Source organism: Kitasatospora sp. NPDC048545, assembly GCF_040651155.1.
In the GTDB taxonomy this organism is placed as follows: Bacteria; Actinomycetota; Actinomycetes; order Streptomycetales; family Streptomycetaceae; genus Kitasatospora.
Genome location: NZ_JBEZIQ010000002.1, coordinates 18,369 through 40,021, shown reverse-complemented (window position 1 = coordinate 40,021; position 21,653 = coordinate 18,369). Strand labels below are relative to the sequence as shown.

Sequence of the window (21,653 nt, the reverse complement as noted above, 5' to 3'; positions counted from 1 at the left end):
CGGGTGGTGGGCGATGGCTGAGCACGGGACTCCCTCGGAGCGGATCGCGGCCGAGCTTCGACGGCGCATCGCGACGGGGGAGTTGGCGCCGGGGACGCGGGTGCCGTCGACCCGGCGGATCACCCAGGAGTGGGGCGTCGCGATGGCCACGGCGACCAAGGTGCTGAACCGCCTGCGGGACGAGGGGCTGGTCCGGGCCGTCCCCGGGGTGGGGACGGTGGTGGCCGGGACGCCGACGGCCGGCGCGAAGGCGGGCGGGACCACTGCGGCGGGGGCGCACGCCCCGGTGACCGACCGGGAACCGCAACGGGCCTCCGGTGCGCCGGAGTCGGCGACGACGCCGGTGTCGCCCGGCGCGCCCGGAGGGCGGCGCACACGGACCGGCGGTGAGCGCGAACTCACCCGGGAACGGATCGTGGCCGCGGCCCTCCAGGTGGCGGACGCGGAGGGGCTGGCGGCGCTGTCGATGCGGCGGGTCGCGACCGATCTCGGCGTCGCGACGATGTCCCTCTACCGTCATGTGCCGGGCAAGGACGAGCTGTTGCGGCTCATGATGGACGTGGCCTTCGGTGAGCAGCCGCTGCCGGAGCGCCTCTCGCCGTACTGGCGGGAGGCACTGGAGGAGGTCGCGCGGCTGCAGTGGCGGATCTACCGCCGGCACCCGTGGCTGGCGTCCACGATGTCCTTCACCCGGCCGGTGCTGGCGCCGGACGCCGCGCTGCACACCGAGCGGTCGATGGCGGCGCTTTCCGGGGTGGGGCTGAGCTGGGAGGAGATTGCCTAGGCCTCCGTCGCGCTGGCCGCGTTCGTGTGCGGGCTGGCGACCCACTTCGAGCGGGAGGCGCAGGCCGAGCAGGACAGCGGGCTGTCGGCCGACGAGTGGATGGACCGGCTGGACGACGAGGACCACGACCGGCTGGTGGCGGATCCGGAGCGGTTCCCGATGTTCGACGCGATGAACCGGGGGCCGGAGATCGACCTGAGCCTGGAGGCGCTGTACGAGTTCGGCATGGCACGGATGCTGGACGGGATCGAGACGATGATCGAGCGGCGGCGCGCGTGACGGATGACTGTGCGCTGAGCGGCGTGCTGCGCGTCGCGCGCGGCACGCCGCCGGGGCAGGAGGTCAGGGCTCAGCCGAAGGGGCGGTGTTCCGGTGCCGCGTCCGCCTCCGCGGTGGGCTCCGGCGCCGCCGCGGGCGTGGCGGAGAGGTCGGGCATGGCGAAGGGGTCGAAGTCCGGTGGCGGAACCATGACCGGCGTGCCCTTGCGCGGCGTCTCCTCCCCGGCCGCAGCCGGCGCCGCGGTGGCCGCCACCGCAACGGCTGGGGGCGCCGGGATGATCGGCGGGGCCGACGGCGGCGGCGGGACGGCCGGTCCCTGCGGGGCCAGGGTGGTGCCGAACGGGTCGCTCTTCGGCTCACCCGCGACCGTCGTGCCGAACGGGTCGGCGATCGCGGGCGCTCCCGCAGGCGTTCCTACGGGCCGGACGTCGGCAGTGGCGCCCGAGGTGGAGAAGTCCGGCATGGCGAAGGGGTCGAAGTCCGGCGGCGGGACCATGACCGGGGTGCCCTTCGGACGGTCCTCCGGGGCCGAGCCGGCAGCGGTACCAGTACCAGTACCAGCACCGGCGGTAAGCGGTTCGGCGACCGGGGCGAAGGGATTGAAGTCCGCGGGCGGGACGCGCACCGGTGTGCCGCGCAGGTGGACCGGCGCCTCCGTCGGCTCCTCCTCGACGGCGGCAGACTCGACGGGAACGGGCTCGACGGGAACGGGCTCGACGGGAACGGGCTCGACGGGAACGGGCTCCACGGAGGCGGCTGCGGCGGCTGCCACCGGGGTCGGTGCTGCGGCCGGGGCCTGAGCCGGTTCCTGAATCGGTGCCCGGGTCGGGGCCGCGCCCGGAGCGGTCGCCGGAACGCCGGTGGGCGTGGCGGCGGCCGGTGCCGACTCGCCGTCCCAGCCGAACTGGATGCTCTTCAGCAGCTCCGCGAACGCCTCGGTGTACAGCTCCCAGTCCTCCGGCCGCGCCGTGGACAACTGGACGCACAGCACCGTCCCGCCGTCCGGCAGTGGCACGAAGGCCTCGACGGCCGAGGTGACCACCCAGCGCCGCTGCCCGTCGGCGGCCAAGGGGCCGGGCACCGGGGCGGTGCGCCCCTCGACGAGGACGGCGGCCGGGCCGGCCGGCAGCAGGACCGTCCACACCTCGGCGTGCCGTCGGACGGTGGCCAGTTCGGTGGCGAGCGCGGTGAGCGGCAGTGGGTGCCGGGCGAGCGAGACGACGAGGGCGGCGTCCGAGGTGTGGCCGTCGAGCTCCAGGGCGCAGACGCCCGCGTACGCGACGCCCGCGTCGTGGACCAGGTCGGCCAGGGTGGCGGCGATCACCGCGAAGTCGCGGCGCGGCTCGCTGCCGGTGGCGCTGAACAGTTCCTCGGCGACCTCGGCCAGGTGCCCGCTCAGTTCGGCGGCCGCCGCCACGGTGGCGGCGGTCCCGTCGGCCGGGTCCGCGTCGGCGGGCAGCGGGGGCACCGTACGGGAGGAGACCCCGGGGGGCCCGCCGGGGGAGGTCAGCGGGTGGAAGCCGGGCGGGACGACCAGGCGGACCTCGGCGCCCGCGCCGGTGGGCAGTTCGACCGGCCGACGGGTCTGCTGTCCGGCCGCCAGCGCGGCCAGTGCGGGGGCGAACGGCGGGCGCAGCTTGGCGTCGGCGAACTCGCCGGTGACCGGCAGCTGGAACAGCGCGGCCGAGGTGGTGCCCCGGTCGGCGATGGCGCCGCGTACGGCCCCGCCGCCGAAGCGGGCCTGCAGGGCGCCGATCACCCGGTCGGCGATCCGTGCGCCGGTGCCGGGTCGGGCGGTGCCGGCGGTGACCACCGTGCCGAGCCGGTCGAGGGCGACGTGCACCGGGCCGTTGGGCGCGAGCGGCAGGCCGAACAGTGCCTCGGCGTCGGGGTGTTCGGCCGGGTCCGTGCGCAGGGCGCCCAGCGAGGCCGCCGGGTGGCGCGAGGTGTGCTCGTCGAAGAGGGCGTCGGTGAGCGTGCCGAGGGTCGCGCAGACCTGCTCGGCGGCCGCGAAGGGGTTGGCCTCCGCACTGAACTGGACGTCCTGGGTCAACTGGTGAGCCCCCCGCTCTGCTCCGTCTGCCGTCGGTGGTTCGGGTGGGACCGGGCCCGCCGGGGCGGCGCGCCGTCAAATCCCTGCCCATTCCTATCAGAGCCCACCGTCCTGACCGAACCGCAGGATGGCCCGATGATCACTCGGGCCGGGGCCGTGACCACCGGTTCGGCGGTCACTCGGGGGCGGCCCCGGAGGTCTCGGTGGTCTCGGAGGGCTGGGAAGCCCCGGCGGGCTCGGGGTCCTCGGAGGCTCCGGAGGCCCCGGTCACCTCGGAGCCCTCGGCGGTTTCGGTGGTCCCGGCAGCGAGTGCGGTGACCGCGTCGAGGATCCCCGGGACGGCGAACAGCCTGGCGAGGTCCCGCACCAGGCGCCCGGTCGGGCCGTCCGGGTGTTCGTCGGCGAAGAAGGAGCCCAGCTCGGCGGCGAGCGCGGGCTCCCGGGCGGCCGTGAGGGTGAGCGCGGCGACGAACTCCTGCACCAGGTGCAGCTGCAGCTCCTCCAGCGGCACCGAGCGCTCGACCAGCCACTCCAGCGAGGTGATCTCGGCGTTGGCGATCCAGGCGCGGACGGTCAGTCGCAGCCCGGGGCTGGGCGACGGGATCGCCAGGTGGGCCAGGATCTGCTCCTGCGCGGCCCGGCGCACGTCGTCGATCACCGCGGAGGTGCCCGCGCTGGCCGCGACCGAGCCGCCTCGCAGCAGCGCCGCGAAGCCCGGCCCGTGGCTCTGCACGAAGTCCAGGTAGCGGCCCATCACCCGGAGGAGCCGCTCCGACAGCGGCCCCTCCATCGGCTCCTCGAAGCGGGCCGACAGTTCCCGCCCGGCCCGTCGCAGCGACTCCTCGTACAGCGCCTGCTTGCCGGGGAAGTAGTGGTAGACCAGCGGCCGGGAGGCGCCCGCGGCGGCGGCGATGTCGTCGATCGACACCTCCTCCGGCGGCCGCCGACTGAACAGTTCCAGCGCCACGGCGATCAGCTGTTCCCGCCGCTCGTCCACGCTCAGCCGCCGGCGGGGCCGTTCGCCCGCTGCCGCCCGGTCTGGAGCGGAGGTCCGTGCTGCGCGGTCGGCCGTCGGGGACGGCGTACGGGAGGCCATGCGCGCCAGCCTATCCGGCGGCCGTCCGGCGGCTCACGAGGCCGGTGGACCCGGCCCGTGAGGCGCGTGGGCCCGGCGGCTCGGGGCGGTCTAGGAAGCCGCCCGGAACTCCAGGTAGCGGCGGTAGGCCTCGACGCCGTCGGCGACGAAGGTGTCGCGGGTGAGGCGCTCGGCGAGCTCGTCGGGGGTCATCCAGGCGTGCCAAGCGACCTCGGACTCCTGCGGGGAGACCGGGCCATCCCACTCGGCCTCGTACATGTCGCACCACCAGTTGAGCTTGCCGCCGTCGGGGTCCCGGAAGTGGAACTTGAACATCGGGCGCGGGGCGATGCCGTGGACGCCGAGTTCCTCCTCGGCCTCGCGGACGGCGGCCTCGGCGTAGGTCTCGCCGGAGCCGACCACGCCGCCGACGAACATGTCGTACGCGCCGGGGGCGAACAGCTTGGTGTCGGTGCGGCGGTGGACGAAGATCCGCCCGGCGGGGTCGCGGACCAGGATGAAGACGCAGCGGTGGGTCAGTCCGCGCCGGTAGACCTCGGCGCGCAGGGCGGTGCCGACCACCCGGTCGTGCTCGTCGACGACGTCCATCAGCTCTTCGGCAGGGTTGGTCATGACCGACAGGTTAGGGTTTCCGGGCCCGGCTCGAACGGATCTTCACGAACTTTCGAACGCGGGCGGACGGTGATGACCGGATCGGGCAGGAGGCGGCGCGCGGTGGTGGAGATCTGGGGCGGGACGGCCGAGGGGTTCGAGCCCGTACGGGCGGCCTTCGCACGGAACTTCGCCGACTTCGGCGAACTCGGCGCGGCCTTCGCGCTGTACGTGCGCGGCCGCAAGGTGGTCGACCTGTGGGGCGGTGACGCCCGGCCCGAGGTCGGCGGGCGGCCCGCTCCCGCGGTGCCGTGGACGGCGGACACCGCGCAGGTGCTGCGCTCGGTCACCAAGGGCCTGACCGCGACCACCGCGCTGCTGGCGGTCGAGCGCGGGCTGCTGGACCTGGACGCGCCGGTGGCGTCGTACTGGCCGGAGTTCGCGGCGGCCGGCAAGGGCGGGGTGCCGGTGCGCTGGCTGCTCTCGCACCAGGCGGGGGTGCCCGCGCTGGACGCGCCGCTGCGGCTGGAGGACGTGCTCACCTGGGAGCGCGCGGCGGCGGCCGTCGCGGCGCAGACGCCCGCCTGGGAGCCCGGTACGGCGCACGGCTACCACCCGTACACCTTCGGCTGGCTGGTCGGCGAGGTGGTGCGGCGGGTGAGCGGCCGGACGGTCGGGCAGTACTTCGCCGAGGAGATCGCCGGGCCGCTCGGGCTGGACCTGTGGATCGGCCTGCCGGCCGGGGCCGCGCCGCGGGTCGGCAAGCTGGTCGACCTGCCGGCCCCGGAGGCGGCCAGGACCGGCCCGAGCGGGCTGCGGCTGCGGCCCAAGCAGTCCGTCCGGGACGCCTACCAGGACCCGGCCTCGCTGACCGCGCGATCCTTCGCCTCCGTGCGCCCCGGGGTGGACCTCAACGACCCGGCGGTGCAGGCCGCCGAGATCCCCGGCGCCGGCGGCATCGGCACCGCCCGCTCGCTGGCCCGGTTCTACGCGGCGCTGATCGGGGCGGCCGACCGCCCGGACGGCTCCGGCGCGCTGCTGCCGCCGTTGCTCGGGCCCGAGGTGCTGACCCGCGCGGTCGGGCCGGCGGTGAGCGGACCGGACCGGGTGCTGATCGTCAACTCCACCTTCGGCCTGGGTTTCTGGCGGCACGGCCCGACCGCGCCGATGGCCTCCCCGGCGAGCTTCGGGCACCCGGGGCGGGGCGGCTCGCTGGGCTTCGCCGATCCGGAACTCGGGCTGGGCTTCGGGTACGTCACCAACGGCATGCAGCCCGGCGTCACCGGTGACGTCCGCTCGCGCAACCTGATCCGCGCGGTGCGGGGGTGCCTGGGGCTGTCCTGAGCCCGGCGTCGCGGTTCAGGCCCGGCGGGTCTCGAAGCGGCTGACCTTGCGGCTCGGACCTGGCCGGTCTCGGAGCGGCTGACCCTGTGGTTCAGGCCTGGCCGGTCTCGAAGCGGCTGACCTTCCCGCCGTCGAGGGTGAAGCGCCAGGCGGTGCGCATCTCGCCCCAGGCGTCGTTGGTGAAGTTGGCGACCAGTGCCCGGCCGCCGTCCGACTCGGTCTGGACGTCCATCCGGCCGTGGGCGGTGAAGATCTCGCGGTCGATCCACTCCTCCAGGTTCCGGTCGGAGCCGTCGTCGGACATGCTGGCGTCCGCGGTGAGCAGGCCGACGAAGGCCTCGCGGTCGCCCGCGTTGATCGCGGTGACGAGGGCGCGGACGACGGGGTCGCTGAGCTTGGCGGTGGCGATGGTCATGTGGGGCTCCCGGGGCTGGTGAGGGGTCGGGAGTCCTGTCTACGGCGTTCGCGGGGGCCGTCCGGGCATGTCGGCGGCGCGTCGGGAAAATAGCAGCATTCATGTGCTTGGATCCCGAAACAGGCGATTTGCCCCATCGCTTGACCGGGGTCCGCCGCGGGGAGTGGCGGTGGAGCGGGAGACCGGGTCCGGTCTCCCGCTCCGCACTTTTCCGCCCGGGCCGGCCTAGAAGAAGCCCACCGCGTCGGGGGAGTAGCTGACCAGCAGGTTCTTGGTCTGCTGGTAGTGCTCCAGCAGCGCCTTGTGGTTCTCCCGCCCGATCCCGGAGTTCTTGTAGCCGCCGAAGGCCGCGTGTGCGGGGTAGTTGTGGTAGCAGTTCGTCCAGACACGGCCCGCCTGGATGGCGCGTCCGGCCCGGTGCGCGGTGTTGAGGCTGCGGGTCCACACGCCCGCGCCGAGCCCGTACTGGGTGTCGTTGGCGAGCGCGACCGCCTGGTCGAAGCCGTCGAAGCGGGTCACCGAGACGACCGGTCCGAAGATCTCCTCCTGGAAGACGCGCATCGAGTTGTCGCCCTCGAAGACCGTCGGCGTCACGTAGTACCCGCCGACCAGGGCGCCGCCGAGGTCCGCGCGCTCGCCGCCGGTGAGGACCTTGGCCCCCTCGGCCTGGCCGATCTCGAAGTAGGAGAGGATCTTCTTCAGCTGCTCGGCGCTGGCCTGGGCGCCGACCTGGGTGTCGGTGTCCAGCGGGTCGCCCTGGCGCATCGCGCGCACCCGCTGCAGGCCGTCGGCGAGCAACCGCTCGTAGATCGGGGCGTCGATCAGCGCGCGGCTGGGGCAGGTGCAGACCTCGCCCTGGTTGAGGGCGAACATCGCGAAGCCCTCGACGGCCTTGTCGTAGAAGGCGTCCTGGGCGTCGGCGACGTCCGCGAAGAACACGTTGGGGCTCTTGCCGCCGAGTTCCAGGCTGACCGGGATCAGGTTGTCGGCCGCCGCACGGGAGATCAGCCGGCCGGTGGAGGTCTCGCCGGTGAAGGCGAGCTTGCGGATCCGCGGACTGGCGGACAGCGGGGCGCCGGCCTCCTCGCCGAAGCCGGTGACGATGTTGAGCACCCCGGGCGGCAGCAGGTCGGCGGTCAGCTCGGCGAGCAGCAGCACCGAGGCCGGGGTCTGCTCGGCGGGCTTGAGCACCACCGCGTTGCCGGCCGCGAGCGCCGGGGCCAGCTTCCAGACCGCCATCAGGATCGGGAAGTTCCACGGGATGATCTGGCCGACCACGCCCAGCGGCTCGTGGAAGTGGTAGGCGACGGTGTCCTCGTCCAGCTGGGAGAGGCCGCCCTCCTGGGCGCGCAGCGCGCCGGCGAAGTAGCGCAGGTGGTCGACGGCGAGCGGGAGGTCGGCGGCCAGCGTCTCGCGCACCGGTTTGCCGTTCTCCCAGCTCTCCGCGACGGCCAGCCGCTCCAGGTCGGCCTCCATCCGGTCGGCCATCCGCAGCAGCACCTGGGCCCGCTCGGCGGCCGGGGTGCGGCCCCAGGCGGGGGCGGCGGCGTGGGCCGCGTCCAGGGCGGCCTCGATGTCCTCGGCGGTGCCGCGGGCGACCTCGGTGAAGACCTCGCCGGTGACCGGGGTCGGGTCGCCGAAGTACCGGCCGCGCACCGGGGGCGTCCATCCGCCGCCGATCCAGTGCTCGTACCGGGAGCGGTAGGCGACGATGCTGCCGGGCGCACCGGGGGGCTGGTAGACCGTCATGCTCTGGTGTCTCCTCGCGACGTCGGGCGCCGCCCGGGCCGCAGGCCGGGGCGGCGCGCCGGACCGCCCGGTCGGGGCGGCCCGGCGGGAGGGTAAGGACACGCACACGGGCCGGACGCCCGGGGCGCCCGCCGTCGAGCACGATAACCGCCGGGCGCCCGCGCGGCTACGGTCCGTGCGCCGGGTCCGTACGGAGGGTGCGCGTTCCGGCCGTTCTCGCGGTCGGCTCGTTCGGGGCGTGCTGCGAGGGCGGGTCGTTCGGGGCGTGCCGTGAGGGCGTGCTGCGAGGGCGGGTCGTTCGGGGCGTGCCGTGAGGGCGCGCAGCGAGGCCGGGTCGTGAGGTCGGGTCGCGGGGGCGCGCCGCGAGGCCGGGTTGCGGCGGCTCCCGTGTCGGCCCGTCCGGGTCCTGTCCGGGTGGTCCTTGACCCCGGGTGCGGTCGGCGCCCGGCGCGGGAGGCCCGCCGCGCGCGGTCTCACCCCGGCGTGATCGGTCGCGCAGGGGGCGGGTGCCGGCGCGGGCGCGCCCGACTCCGCCGGCCGGCTGCCCCGGTCGGGGTGTGGCGGCCGGGGGCCGGCGGGTGGGCGTCAGACCGCGTGGTACCGGCCGGTGCGGGCCTCCCAGCTGAGGTAGCCCGCCAGCCAGGTGAGCAGCCCGTCCGCGTACCGCTGGGCGATCGCGCGCTCTATCCGGGACAGGCCCAACTCGCGGTAGACGTCGAGGAGTCGGCCGTGCAGTTCCTCGCAGCGCTCGACCATCAGCTGGGCCTCCGCGATGACCGCCGCGCAGGCCTCGTCGGGCGAGCAGCGACGTTCCCGCTGGACGATCATGACCAGGTTGTTGACGTCGCCGCGCGGCGCCTCCAGCGGGTAGGACCGCACGTCGTTGCTGAGTGACGGTATGTCCGCTGCCAGCTGGCGGAGTTGACGCAGCACCGGGTGGTGCAGGACGGCGGCGGGGACCTCGAACTGGCCGATCCGTTCGACCATGTCGAAGATGGTCTCCATCGCCGCGGTGCCCCGTCTGAGTTCGAGGTAGCCGTCCCGGTCCGGTGGCCGGGCGGAGATCCGGCCGGCCGCCTCGGCCGGGTGACTGGCCAGGTAGTACTCCCAGTTGTACGCGGCGCGCGCCTGCCAGCGCGCGGGCATGCCGTGCGCACTGCGGTTCCAGAGGTCGGCGAAGGCGGTCTCGACCGCAGACTCCTGGTCGGGGCGGGCGCCGTGCAGGACGGCGATCAGGCGTTCGCAGATCGGCGCGACTTCCGAGGGGCGGCGGCCGAGCGGGCCGTCGAACTGGTCGTCGAAGAGGAAGTAGAAGCCCATCAGGTCGGCGGCCAGGGCGAGTTCGTCCGGTCCGGCGTCCGGGTAGCCGAGCGCGGCGAGGTCCACCACCTCCCAGTGCGCGTAGCCGGGGTGGTCGGCGTCGGGCAACAGGGGATGGCGGACCAGCCAGTCGCGGTGCAGGGCGGTGGCGTAGGGGCCGTGCGGACTGCGGCGGTGCGGGAACGGGATCTGAAGTGAGGTGTCGTCAGACATCGGACTCCCGGTGCAGCGGAGGGTGGGGGCGCTTCTGGTTGGAGTACTGATAGTGGAGGGAGTTGACGTGGCGAGGCGAAGACGTGAGGGTGGGGTTGACAAGATCATCTGCGCCCCGAGGGCCGTAGGGTATCTGATGTAATGATCGGACGTTAGGGATATAGGGCAATTGCCCTTGGCAAGCACTCCGAACCCTCACCGTCCGTCCCAGCCTGCACGAATGCCGCACGGTGAGGGCCACGCAGCGCTAACCTCGGCTCCACGCAGTGATGGAGCTGTGACGGGATCGGGCGAGGCGGAGGCGCGACGGTGACCGAGCAGGACAACGAACTTCGGACGGGGGCCGGTTCCGGCCGGGACGGCGACGGTTCCGCGCCCCGGGTCCGACTGCGCGACCGCGACGCCGAACTGCGCTCGGTGGAAGCCGCCGTCGACCGGCTCTGCCGCGACTTCGCCGCCGGCGGCACCGAGATCGGCGACCTGCTCGCCTTCTCCGGCCGTCCCGGCATCGGCAAGACCAGCCTGCTGCACGAGGTCCGACGGATCGCCAAGCTCCGCGACGGCGCCACCGTGCTGTTCGCCCGTGGCGGCGAACGGCAGTTCAAGGAGCCGTACCACGTCCTGCGCCAGCTGCTCCAGCCGGTGCTCAGCGACCTGCAGCCGGACGTGTTCCGCCAGGTCATGGGCACTTGGGAAGAGGTCGTCGGGCCGGCCATGGGCCTCAAGCAGCCCAAGGCCGGGGCCCGCCGGCTCGACCCGCAGGGCGTGCGCGACGGCCTCGACTACGTCCTCACCCAGCTCGCACCGCGCCGCGCGCCGATGGTGATGATCGTCGACGACCTGCACTGGGCCGACGCCGAATCGCTCTCCTGGCTCGCCAAGTTCGCCGTCCGCTCCGGCGAACTGCCCGTCCTGCTCGTGTTCGCCTTCCGCGAGGACGAGAGCGACTGGCCCGCCGCGACCCAGGAGTTCCGCCGGGACATCATCGGCCTCAAGGCCCGCAAGCACGAGCTCAACCGGCTCAACCTCAGCTCCGTCACCGACATGATCCGCGCCGAACTCGGCGACAAGGCCGAGGACGCCTTCTGCTACGAGTTCTGGAACGTCGTCAACGGCAACCCCTTCGAAGTCGTCGCCCTGCTCGACCAGGTCCGCGACCAGGAGCTCGAACCGGTCGAGGAGAACTCCCGGCAACTGCGCGAACTCGCCGTCGACGCCACCGGGATGACCCTCAAGAGCTGGCTGGACCGACTCGGCGCCAGCACCCTGCGCTTCGCCTGGGCCTGCGCCATGCTCGGCACCGACATCCGGATCGACCTCGCCACCCGGATCTCCACCCAGAGCACCGAGGGCGCCCGCGACTCCATCAAGCAACTGCGCAAGCAGCGCGTGCTCACCCAGTCCCCCAACGGGAACCTGGAGTTCGTCCACCCGCTGATCGCCAGCTCGATCTACAACACCATGCCGGACGCCACCCGCCTCGGCATGCACGGCATCGCCGCCGTCGAGATCGAGAACGCCGGACTCGGCCTGCTCGCCGCCTCCCGCCACCTGGTCGAGACCCACTCCGGGGAGGGCGACGACCGGATCGTCAAGAAGCTGCGCCGCGCCGCCGTCGAACACCAGCTGATCGGCGCCCCCGAGGCCGCCCAGCGCTGTCTGCACCGCGCGCTCAACGAGCCGCCCGCCGACGAGATCAAGGCCGAGGTGCTGTACGAACTCGGCTGCTCCGCCCTGCTCACCGACCCCGTCGCCACCGTCAACCAGCTCAAGCTTGCCCTCGACCCCGACGAGGTGCCGCTGCGCCCCGAACTGCGGGTGGACGCCACCTTCCGGCTGTCCGAGGTGCTCGCGCACAGCGGCGAGCTGCGCGAGGCCGCCCTGGTCTGCCAGGACGAGGCCCGCAAGACCGACGACCCGGCCGGGAAGCAGCGGCTGCAGGCCGCCTCGTTCATGTGGCACGCCTTCCGCAAGTCCGAGGAGGACGGCCCCGGCCGCTCCGCCCGGCTCGGCGAGATGTGTGCCGGCCTGACCGGCCGGGAGGCCGCGGACCGGGCCGTGCTCGCCATGCGGGCCTGGGACCTCACCCTGAGCGGCAAGCCCTCGGCCGAGGCGCTGGCCCTCGCCGACGAGGTCCTCGACGGCGGCCGACTGCCCAAGGGCCTCGGCTGGACCGACACCACCTGGGGCTTCGAACTGCCCTCGATGCTCGGCCTCACGTACATCTACAACGACCGGGTCGCCCAGGCCGAGCGGCTGGCCGCCGACGCCATCATCCAGTTCGAGGTGGCCGGCTGGAGCGGCGCCCACCGGGGCTTCGCGTACTTCCTGATGGGGCTGGCCCGGTTCCGCCGCGGCCTGCTCGCCGAGGCTGAGGACTTCCTGCGCCGGGCGTACCGCATCTCCGAGCGGATCGGGCAGAAGCTGCCGCTGGCCTGGGACGCCGTGGGCGTGCTGGTGGACACCCTGATCGCCCGCGGCCGGGTCGACGAGGCCTGGGAGCTGGCCAACGACTTCGGCTTCCACCCGCCGTACCACGCGACCGCCATGGTGCTGCCGGACGCGGCCTCGCTGTACGGCAAGCTGCTGATCGCCAAGGGCCGCCACGCGGGCGCCGCCGCCGCGCTCACCGAGGCCGGCGCCCAGTTGGAGGTGCGCGGCTGGCGCAACACCGTCTGGGCGCCCTGGGCCGGCCACCTCGCCGTCGCGATCGCCGACGACGAGCCCGAGCGCGCCCGCGAGTACGCCCAGAAGGCCGTCCGGGACGCGCGCGTGTTCGGCACCGCCTCGGCGATCGGCACCGCGCTGCGGCTGCAGGCGCAGGTCGAGGACGGCCAGCAGGCGGTCGAACTGCTGGAGCAGGCCGTGATGTACCTCGGGCAGTCCCCGGCGGGCTACGAGCACGCCGTCGCGCTGGTCGACCTCGGTGCCGCGCTGCGCCGGGTCGGGCGGCTGGAGGACGCCCAGGAGTACCTGTACCAGGGCATCGAGCTGGCCCAGCACTGCTCGGCGGAGGGACTGGTCGACCAGGCGCGGCGGGAGCTGGCCAATTACGGCCTGCGGCCCAACCGGCTGGGGCTGCGCGACTTCCGGGACACCCTGGACACGCTCAGCGGCCCGGAGATGGAGGTCGCCCGGCAGGCGGTGCGGGGCCTGCCGCCGCAGCGGATCGCCGAGGAACTCGGGCTGCACATCAGCCTGGTCAACAGGCGGCTGGCGGCGGTCTACCGCAAGGCGGGCAGCGGGCCGGACGGGCTGGCCTCGGCGCTCGGGCTGCCGCCGCAGCAGCGGGAGTCGACCTCGACGGAGGGCGAGCAGTAGCGGGCGGCGTCCGGCGCGGCGGCGGCTCCGGTCCGGTGGCCGGAGGCCGTCGCGCACGGGCGGCGCGCGTGGACGAGGGTGCGCCCCGGACACCGCCGCCGTCGCTAGGCTGACGAACACCGGGGCTGCCGAGGCGACCCCTCGACGGACCAGGAAGCCGGCGGTCGCGGTGCGCCGCGGCCGACAGTGAGGAGCAGGTCATGGCGAGCGAGGCCACCAGCGTCCGGCACGAACCCCTCGAACCCGCGGGCGCGGGCGCCGCGATCGAGCGCTGGACACTCACGGCCGGCCCGTACGAGGCGAGCGTGCTCACCCTCGGCGCCACCCTGCACACCCTCAGCGCGCCGGACCGTTCCGGCCGGTCCGCACAACTGCTGCTCGCCGGCGACCAGTTGGCGCAGATCCTGGGCCCGGGCCGGCACTACGGCGCGGTCGTGGGCCGGTACGCCAACCGGATCGACCACTCGTCGGTCACCATCGACGGCGAGGAGCACCCGCTCGCCCCGACCGGCGGCGGCGTGACCCTCCACGGCGGCCCGGACGGCTTCGCGCACCGGATGTGGGCGGCCGAGCCGGTCGAGGACGGGGTCCGGCTGCGGCTGCACAGCCCGGACGGGGACCAGGGCTTCCCAGGCGCGCTGGACGTCAGCGTCGACTACACGCTGGCCGCCTCCGGGGAGCTGATGATCGCCTACCGCGCGGTCACCAACAAACCGACCGTCGTCAACCTGACGAACCACGCGTACGTCAACCTCGCGGGTGAAGGCAGCGGCGACGTCCTCGGCCACCTGCTGACCCTGGACGCCGACGAGTACACCCCGGCCGACGAACGGCAGATCCCGTACGGTCGGACCGAGCCGGTGGCCGGCACGCCGTTCGACTTCACGGCGGCCACGCCGATCGGCAAGTCGGTGCACGACCGGCACCCGCAGCTGGCCGGGCCGGGCGGCTACGACCACAACTGGGTGCTGCGCGCCCGGCCGGCGGACGGCAGCCCGGCGCGGGCGGTGCTGCTGGAGGACCCGGTCAGCGGCCGCACCCTGGAGGTGCTGACCACCGAGCCGGGCATTCAGGTCTACACGGCGAACAAGTTCCAAGGGGCGGTCACCGGCGCGAGCGGCGTCCCGTACGGGCCGTTCGCCGGGATCGCCCTGGAGACCCAGCACTTCCCGGACGCCCCGCACCACCCGGCGTTCCCCAGCACGGTGCTGCGGCCGGGGGAGGAGTTCCGCTCGACGACGGTGCTGCGGCTGGGCACGAACTAGGCCTCGTCCGGCCCCGGACAGGACCCAGCAGGTCGCGGGCGCCGTCGGTGGCCCACCCCCCCGTCGGTGGCCCACCCCCTGTCGGTGGCCCACCCGGTGAAGGCGGCCCGGCGGCGGGCGGTCCGCCGGCGGGTCACGGCCGCGGGCAGGTCGGGCCGCTCACGGTCACGGCCGCAGGTCCCGGCGCATGCAGAGCCGGGGCCAGCGGTCCAGCCCGTGCTCGGCCTCCTTGCGGCGGATCTCGCGCAGGCCCGGGGTGACCTCGGCGTCGGCCAGCGGCCGGAAGCCGCAGCGCGCGTAGTAGGGGGCGTTCCAGGGGACCTCGGCGAAGGTGGTCAGGGTGAGCGCCGGGGCGTCGGTGGTCCGTGCGAGGTGGTCGAGCAGCGCCCGGCCGATGCCGCGGCGGGCGTGGTCGGGGTGGACGGAGACCTGTTCGACGTGCAGCGCGTCGTCGACCGGCTCGGCCAGCAGGTAGGCGACGACCGTGCCGTCGGGGGCCTCGGCGGCCAGGGCGACGCCCCGCTCCAGGTAGTGCGCGAGCTCCTCCGGGGCGGGGGGTTCGTCCGCGGCGATCTCCGGCATGCCGATCGCGGCGAAGGGAGCGCCTGCGGCCCGTTCCAGCTCGGTGAGCAGGGGGAGTTCGTCCTCGGTGACGGCTCTGATGCGCATGCGTCCAGTCTGCTGCAAACGGCTTTCAGCCACGCAGGGTGGTCCCGTCGGCCGCCCCGGGACGGGGTGAATCGGACGAGCCGGGGCAATAGCCGCGAGTGTCAACTACCGTGCGGCAACGTCCAGGACACGCGGTTGTAACGATCGGTGTTTCTTGCAGAAACTTGCTGCAAGGACTTTCCGTTGATCTTTCACCGCTGTTAACTTCCTTCCCGAGCCCGACGGCAGCAACGGTGCGGTCGGCACGAGGCAGCCATTATGCGCCTGTCTCCGAACATCTCGGGCACCCCCACCCTCCCAAGGAGTTCTCATGCGGCGTGGCATCGCGGCCTCTGCCCTCGTTGTGGCCCTCGCGGTCTCGATGGCTGCCTGTGGCAGCAGCGGCTCCAGCTCGGACGGCAAGGCCGACGGGCCGGTCACCCTCACGTACTGGGACACCTCGAACGCCACCAACGAGGCGCCGAACTACCAGGAGCTCGTCAAGAAGTTCGAGGCCGCCAACCCGAACGTCAAGGTCGACTTCGTCAACGTCCCGTTCGACCAGGCGCAGAACAAGCTCCAGACCGCGATGGGGGCCAAGGGCGCTCCGGACGTGTTCCGCTCCGAGGTCGGCTGGACCGCCGCCTTCGCCAAGGCCGGCTACCTGGAGCCGCTGGACGGCACCCCGGCCGCCGCCGACACCTCCGCCTTCCAGCCCAGCCTGATCCAGCAGGCCAAGTACGAGGGCAAGCTGTACGGCGTCCCGCTGGTGACCGACACCCTCGGCCTGCTCTACAACAAGGAGCTGTTCGCGAAGGCCGGCATCACCGACGCGCCGAAGACCTGGGACGAGCTGAAGGCCGACGCCGCCGCCGTCAAGGACAAGGCCGGCGTGGACGGCTTCTGGCTGAAGGCCGCCGACGGCTACTACGCGATGCCGTTCCTGTTCGGCGAGGGCACCGACACCGTCGACGCCACCGGCAAGAAGATCACCATCACCTCGCCGGAGGCCGTCAAGGCCGTCGAGACCTACAAGACGATGTTCACCGCGCCCGGCACCGCCAAGGCCGACGTCACCACCGACGCCTACGCGCACATGATGGACGCCTTCAACAGCGGCAAGGTCGCGGCGATCATCCAGGGCCCCTGGGAGATCACCAACATCTACAAGGGCTCGGCCTTCGCCGACAAGAACAACCTCGGCATCGCGGCCGTCCCCGGCGGCTCCGCGGGCAAGGCCGGCGCCCCCACCGGCGGCCACAACATCTCCGTCTACGCCGGTGCCGACAAGGCCCACAAGGCCGCCGCCGAGAAGTTCGCCGCCTTCATGACCTCGGCCGAGAGCCAGGCGTTCATCGCGCAGAAGAACTCCACCCTGCCGACCCGCACCGACGCCTTCACCGGCGACGTCAAGGCCGACCCGGGCATCGCCGGCTTCCAGGGCATCCTGACCAGCGCCAAGCCGCGCCCCGAACTGCCCGAGTACAGCTCGCTGTTCGCCTCGCTCGGCACCAACCTGGGCAAGGCCGTCCAGGGCACCGGCACCCAGGACGCGCTGAACACCGTCGCCACCGACTACGCCAAGCTCCTGCCGGGCTTCGCCAAGTAGTCCCCGTGCCCGGTCCGCCGGCCGGCGGATGACGGCGAACGAACGACAGCGAACCGACTTCATCGGCTGTCAGTCGTCGACCGTCATCCGCCGCCCCCGGCAGGCCGGGCCGTCGGCTCCCCCCGAGAATCCCCCCGAGAAGGTGTGAACGATGTCAGTCGCCGTGCAGGGCGCCACCGGCAAGGGCAGCCGGGAGCGCGAGCAGCGTCCGGGCCTACTGGAACGCGTCAAGCGCTCCTACACCAAGCACTGGTACGCCTACGCGATGATCGCGCCGGTCGTGCTGGTGCTCGGCGTGCTGGTGCTCTACCCGCTCGTTGAGGGCATCTGGCTCACCCTCACCGACGCCAACAGCCTCAACGTCGCCCGCAAGATCGGCGTCAACGAGATCCCGGCCAGCTACAACTTCGTCGGCTTCCACAACTACGCCGACATCCTGTGGGGCCCCGGCTCGTACGACCGCTTCTGGTCGCACTTCGTCTGGACCATCGCCTGGACGGCGGTCTGCGTCTTCCTGCACTACACCCTCGGGCTGGGCCTCGCCCTGCTGCTCAACAAGAAGCTGCGCGGGCGCGCCGCCTACCGGCTGCTGCTCATCCTGCCCTGGGCCGTGCCGACCTTCGTCACCGTCTTCTCCTGGCGCCTGATGCTCGCCGACGGCGGCGTCGTCAACGGCATCCTCTCCGTGTTGCACCTGCCCGAGCCCGGCTGGCTCACCGACCCGTGGGCGCAGAAGGCGGCCGCCATCCTGGTCAACACCTGGGCCGGCGTGCCGTTCATGATGATCTCGCTGCTCGGCGGCCTGCAGTCGATCCCGGCCGAGCTGTACGAGGCCGCCGAGATGGACGGCGCCACCCCCTGGCAGCGCTTCCGGTACGTCACCATGCCCGGGCTGCGCACCGTCTCCTCCACCGTCGTCCTGCTCGGCGTGATCTGGACCTTCAACCAGTTCAACGTCATCTTCCTGCTGTTCGGCACCGGCGCGCCCGACGCCCAACTGCTGGTCACCTGGGCCTACCGCCTCGGCTTCGGCCAGATCCCCCGGGACTACGCGCAGTCCGCCGCCTACGGCGTGATCCTGCTGTCCATCCTGATCGTCTTCACCGCCTTCTACCGGCGCTGGCTCGCCCGCAACGAGCAGGCCAACGGCTGAGGCCCCGGACCCAGTTGACCCACGAAGGCAGGTAACCCCGATGAGCACCACCACCGAACGCCCGGCCCCCGCAGCGACCGCGGCCCCGGCCGCCCGGCCGGTCAGGGTCCGCCGCCGCGGCGAGAGCAGCCCGCTGGTCCGGGCGCTGTCCCACGGCACCCTGATCGTGGCCAGCCTGATCGCGCTGTTCCCGGTCGGGTGGATCCTCTTCGTCTCGCTCGGCCCGGACAAGACCGACTACCTCCACCCCGGCCACATCCTCGACAAGCTCACGCTGTCGAACTACCAGCACGTGCTGTCCGACACCGACTTCTTCACCTGGTTCGGCAACGCCCTGCTGGTCTCCGGCATCACCACCGTGTTCGGCGTCATGCTCGCGGCCACCACCGGCTACGCCGTCTCCCGGATGAAGTTCCCCGGGCACAAGCCGCTGATGTGGTCGCTGCTGGTCACCCAGATGTTCCCGATCGCGGTGCTGATCGTGCCGATGTACACGATGCTCTCCGAGCTCGGCCTGCTGGACAGCTACACCGGCCTGATCCTGGTGTACTCGACCACCACCGTGCCGTACTGCGCCTGGCTGCTGAAGGGCTATTTCGACACCATCCCGGTGGAGATCGACGAGGCAGGCCGGGTCGACGGGCTCAGCCCGTTCGGCACCTTCTGGCGGCTGGTGTTGCCGCTCGCCCGCCCGGGCCTGGCGGTCGCCGCCTTCTACTCCTTCCTTACCTACTGGGCCGAGGTGCCGTTCGCCTCGACGTTCATGCTCAGCTCCGACAAGTACACGCTGGCCGTCGGCCTGCAGACCTTCGTCAGCGAGCACGACGCGCAGTGGAACCTGATGGCCGCGACCGCGGTGCTGATCGCGATCCCGTCCGCGGCCTTCTTCTACCTGGTGCAGCGCCACCTGGTCACCGGTCTGACCGCCGGCGCCTCCAAGTCGTGACGCCTGCCGCGGCACACCCCGCGCGCAAGGCCCCCCGCTCCTCCGATCCCCGAGGGATACCGTCCATGACCCAGAACCTGGCCGACACCTCCCGGCCTGCCGCCGACACCGCTCACGAGGCGAACGTCGGCGCGTCCAGAGGCTGGTGGCGGGACGCGGTCATCTACCAGGTGTACCCGCGCAGCTTCGCCGACTCCAACGGCGACGGCATGGGTGACCTGCCCGGCATCCGCAGCCGCCTGCCGTACCTGCGCGACCTCGGCGTGGACGCGGTCTGGCTCTCGCCGTTCTACGCCTCGCCGCAGGCGGACGCGGGCTACGACGTCGCCGACTACCGCGCGGTGGACCCGATGTTCGGGACCCTGCTGGACGCCGACGCCCTCATCCGGGACGCCCACGGCCTGGGGCTGCGGATCATCGTCGACCTGGTCCCCAACCACTCCTCGGACCAGCACGAGTGGTTCCAGCGCGCCCTGCGCGAGGGCCCCGGTTCCCCGCTGCGCGACCGCTACCACTTCCTCCCCGGCAAGGGCGAGGAGGGCGAACTGCCGCCCAACGACTGGGAGTCCATCTTCGGCGGCCCGGCCTGGACGCGCACCGAGAACCCGGACGGCACCCCCGGCGACTGGTACCTGCACCTGTTCGCCCCCGAGCAGCCCGACTTCAACTGGGACAACCCGGCGGTCGCCGACGAGTTCCGCTCGATCCTGCGGTTCTGGCTCGACATGGGCGTGGACGGCTTCCGTATCGACGTCGCCCACGGCCTGGTCAAGGCCCCCGGCCTGCCCGACCTCGGCGGCTCCGACCAGCTCAAGCTGCTCGGCAACGACGTCATGCCGTTCTTCGACCAGGACGGCGTGCACGAGATCTACCGCAGCTGGCGCAGGATTCTCGACGAGTACCCGGGCCAGCGGATCGGCGTCGCCGAGGCCTGGACCCCGACCGTCCAGCGCACCGCCAACTACGTCCGCCCGGACGAGCTGCACCAGGCCTTCAACTTCCAGTACCTGGGCACCGACTGGGACGCCGCCGCGCTGCGCGAGGTGATCGACCTCTCGCTCGACTCGATGCGCCCGGTCGACGCCCCCACCACCTGGGTGCTGTCCAACCACGACGTCACCCGGCACGCCACCCGCTTCGCCAACGAGCCCGGCCTCGGCACCCAGATCCGCACGGCCGGCGACCGCGAGCTCGGCCTGCGCCGCGCCCGCGCCGCCACCCTGCTGATGCTCGCGCTGCCCGGCTCCGCGTACGTCTACCAGGGCGAGGAACTCGGCCTGCCCGACGTCACCGACCTGCCCGACGAGGTGCGCCAGGACCCGTCGTTCTTCCGCCAGGCCGGGCAGGACGGGTACCGCGACGGCTGCCGCGTCCCGATCCCGTGGTCCGGCACCGAGGCCCCGTACGGTTTCGGACCGGCGGCCGGCGGGCCGTCCTGGCTGCCGCAGCCGGCCTCCTGGGCGGAGCTGAGCGTCGAGGCGCAGACCGGCGACCCGACGTCCACCCTGGAGCTCTACCGCAGCGCGCTGGCCGTCCGCCGGGCGCAGGCCGACCTCGGCGCCGGCACCGGGGTCGAGTGGCTGGACGGCCCCGAGGGCACCCTCGCCTTCCGCCGCGGCTCCTTCGTCTGCACCGTGAACACCACCGGCGAGCCGGTGCGGATCGCGGCCCCGGGCACGCTGCTGCTCGCCTCGACCGACCTCGTGGTGGACGGCGGCGAGACGGTACTCGCTCCGGACAGCACCGGCTGGTGGGCGGTCTGACGTGGTTGCAATAGGCTCTGGGACCGTGACTACGGCGCGACTCTCAGACATCGCGGCACAGGCGGGGGTCAGCGAAGCCACCGTCTCCCGCGTGCTCAACGGCAAGGCGAACGTCTCCGCCACCACCCGGCAGACCGTGCTGGCGGCGCTCGACGTGCTCGGGTACGAGCGGCCGACCCGGCTGCGCCAGCGCAGCGCCGGACTGATCGGGCTGATCACACCGGAGTTGAGCAACCCGATCTTTCCCGCGTTGGCGCAGGTGATCGAGCAGACGCTCAGCCGGCACGGCTACACGCCGGTGCTGTGCACCCAGACCCCGGGCGGATCCACCGAGGACGAACTGGTGGAGATGCTGGTCGACCGGGGGGTGGCGGGCATCGTCTTCGTCTCAGGGCTGCACGCCGACAGCACGGCCGACCACGACCGCTACGCGCGGCTGGCCGGGCGCGGGGTGCCGTTCGTGCTGATCAACGGCTTCAGCGAGAAGATCGACGCGCCGTTCATCTCGCCGGACGACCGGGCCGCGATGTGGATGGCCGTCCAGCACCTCGCCGAACTCGGCCACGAGCGGATCGGGCTGGCCGTCGGGCAGCGCCGGTACGTGCCCGTGCTGCGCAAGATAGAAGGCTTCACGGCGGCGATGCGGGAGGTGTTCGGGCGCACTCAGGAAGAGGCCGAGGAGCTCGTCCACCACACGTTGTTCAGCGTGGAGGGCGGGCACGCGGCGGCCGGAGCGCTGCTCGACAAGGGCTGTACGGCGATCGTGTGCGGGAGCGACATGATGGCGCTCGGGGCGATCCGGGCGGTGCGCCGGCGCGGACTGTCGGTGCCGCAGGACGTGTCGGTGGTCGGCTTCGACGACTCGCCGCTGATCGCCTTCACCGAGCCGCCGCTGACCACGATCCGCCAGCCGGTCGAGGCGATGGCCACGGCGGCGGTGGACGCGCTGCTGGAGGAGGTCGGCGGGAACGCCGTCCAGCGCGGCGAGTTCATGTTCCAGCCGGAACTGGTGATGCGCGGATCCACGGGGGCCTGCGCACGCTGAGCGCCGGTCGCAGGGCCGACGGAAGGGCCCCGGAGAGCCAGTCGCTCCCCGGGGCCCTT

15 protein-coding genes and 1 pseudogene are annotated in these 21,653 nt (G+C 73.0%); 9 read left to right on the top strand and 7 right to left on the bottom strand.

Annotation, left to right across the window (positions count from 1 at the left end; all coding sequences use genetic code 11):
• Positions 1-13 precede the first annotated feature (13 nt).
• Positions 14-1,063, top strand: a pseudogene (locus tag AB0D10_RS02280) (TetR/AcrR family transcriptional regulator C-terminal domain-containing protein).
• 70 nt (positions 1,064-1,133) lie between these two features.
• Here AB0D10_RS02280 and AB0D10_RS02275 read toward each other — a convergent pair.
• The 3 genes from AB0D10_RS02275 to AB0D10_RS02265 form a co-directional block, all read right to left on the bottom strand.
• A complete protein-coding gene (locus AB0D10_RS02275; protein WP_360249832.1) occupies positions 1,134-3,116 on the bottom strand; it encodes a hypothetical protein in 1,983 nt (660 codons plus the stop codon).
• Positions 3,117-3,291: 175 nt separating this feature from the next.
• On the bottom strand, positions 3,292-4,212 hold the full coding sequence (locus AB0D10_RS02270) for a TetR/AcrR family transcriptional regulator (protein ID WP_360249829.1): 921 nt from the start codon (positions 4,210-4,212) through the stop codon (positions 3,292-3,294).
• 90 nt (positions 4,213-4,302) lie between these two features.
• Complete coding sequence (locus AB0D10_RS02265; protein ID WP_360249826.1) at positions 4,303-4,824, bottom strand: NUDIX domain-containing protein; 522 nt, start codon at positions 4,822-4,824, stop codon at positions 4,303-4,305.
• A gap of 102 nt (positions 4,825-4,926) precedes the next feature.
• Between AB0D10_RS02265 and AB0D10_RS02260 the strand changes: the two genes are divergently transcribed.
• The gene (locus tag AB0D10_RS02260; protein ID WP_360249823.1) at positions 4,927-6,147 is read left to right on the top strand and encodes a serine hydrolase domain-containing protein; all 1,221 of its coding nucleotides are present in this window, start codon (positions 4,927-4,929) and stop codon (positions 6,145-6,147) included.
• 91 nt (positions 6,148-6,238) lie between these two features.
• On the opposite strand, the gene AB0D10_RS02255 is transcribed toward AB0D10_RS02260, so the two are convergent.
• The 3 genes from AB0D10_RS02255 to AB0D10_RS02245 form a co-directional block, all read right to left on the bottom strand.
• A complete protein-coding gene (locus tag AB0D10_RS02255; protein ID WP_360249820.1) occupies positions 6,239-6,562 on the bottom strand; it encodes a nuclear transport factor 2 family protein in 324 nt (107 codons plus the stop codon).
• A gap of 225 nt (positions 6,563-6,787) precedes the next feature.
• The gene (locus tag AB0D10_RS02250; RefSeq protein WP_360249817.1) at positions 6,788-8,311 is read right to left on the bottom strand and encodes an aldehyde dehydrogenase family protein; all 1,524 of its coding nucleotides are present in this window, start codon (positions 8,309-8,311) and stop codon (positions 6,788-6,790) included.
• 585 nt (positions 8,312-8,896) lie between these two features.
• Positions 8,897-9,844: a terpene cyclase gene (locus AB0D10_RS02245; RefSeq protein WP_360249814.1), complete on the bottom strand. Its 948-nt coding sequence runs from the start codon at positions 9,842-9,844 to the stop codon at positions 8,897-8,899.
• Positions 9,845-10,153: 309 nt separating this feature from the next.
• Between AB0D10_RS02245 and AB0D10_RS02240 the strand changes: the two genes are divergently transcribed.
• The gene (locus tag AB0D10_RS02240; protein ID WP_360249811.1) at positions 10,154-13,165 is read left to right on the top strand and encodes an AAA family ATPase; all 3,012 of its coding nucleotides are present in this window, start codon (positions 10,154-10,156) and stop codon (positions 13,163-13,165) included.
• A gap of 200 nt (positions 13,166-13,365) precedes the next feature.
• Positions 13,366-14,430, top strand: coding sequence for an aldose epimerase family protein (locus AB0D10_RS02235; RefSeq protein WP_360249808.1), 1,065 nt, complete (start codon positions 13,366-13,368; stop codon positions 14,428-14,430).
• Positions 14,431-14,595: 165 nt separating this feature from the next.
• Here AB0D10_RS02235 and AB0D10_RS02230 read toward each other — a convergent pair whose 3' ends face one another.
• Positions 14,596-15,099: a GNAT family N-acetyltransferase gene (locus AB0D10_RS02230; protein WP_360249805.1), complete on the bottom strand. Its 504-nt coding sequence runs from the start codon at positions 15,097-15,099 to the stop codon at positions 14,596-14,598.
• Between the two features lie 310 nt (positions 15,100-15,409).
• On the opposite strand from AB0D10_RS02230, the gene AB0D10_RS02225 reads away from it, so the two are divergent.
• The 5 genes from AB0D10_RS02225 to AB0D10_RS02205 all read left to right on the top strand — a co-directional run bounded on the left by AB0D10_RS02225 (position 15,410) and on the right by AB0D10_RS02205 (position 21,594).
• The gene (locus AB0D10_RS02225) at positions 15,410-16,687 is read left to right on the top strand and encodes an extracellular solute-binding protein (protein WP_360249802.1); all 1,278 of its coding nucleotides are present in this window, start codon (positions 15,410-15,412) and stop codon (positions 16,685-16,687) included.
• Positions 16,688-16,838: 151 nt separating this feature from the next.
• A complete protein-coding gene (locus tag AB0D10_RS02220; RefSeq protein ID WP_360249799.1) occupies positions 16,839-17,840 on the top strand; it encodes a sugar ABC transporter permease in 1,002 nt (333 codons plus the stop codon).
• A gap of 40 nt (positions 17,841-17,880) precedes the next feature.
• Positions 17,881-18,786: a carbohydrate ABC transporter permease gene (locus tag AB0D10_RS02215; RefSeq protein WP_360249796.1), complete on the top strand. Its 906-nt coding sequence runs from the start codon at positions 17,881-17,883 to the stop codon at positions 18,784-18,786.
• Between the two features lie 65 nt (positions 18,787-18,851).
• The gene (locus tag AB0D10_RS02210; RefSeq protein ID WP_360249793.1) at positions 18,852-20,549 is read left to right on the top strand and encodes a glycoside hydrolase family 13 protein; all 1,698 of its coding nucleotides are present in this window, start codon (positions 18,852-18,854) and stop codon (positions 20,547-20,549) included.
• A gap of 25 nt (positions 20,550-20,574) precedes the next feature.
• Positions 20,575-21,594, top strand: coding sequence for a LacI family DNA-binding transcriptional regulator (locus AB0D10_RS02205; protein ID WP_360249790.1), 1,020 nt, complete (start codon positions 20,575-20,577; stop codon positions 21,592-21,594).
• Positions 21,595-21,653 lie beyond the last annotated feature (59 nt).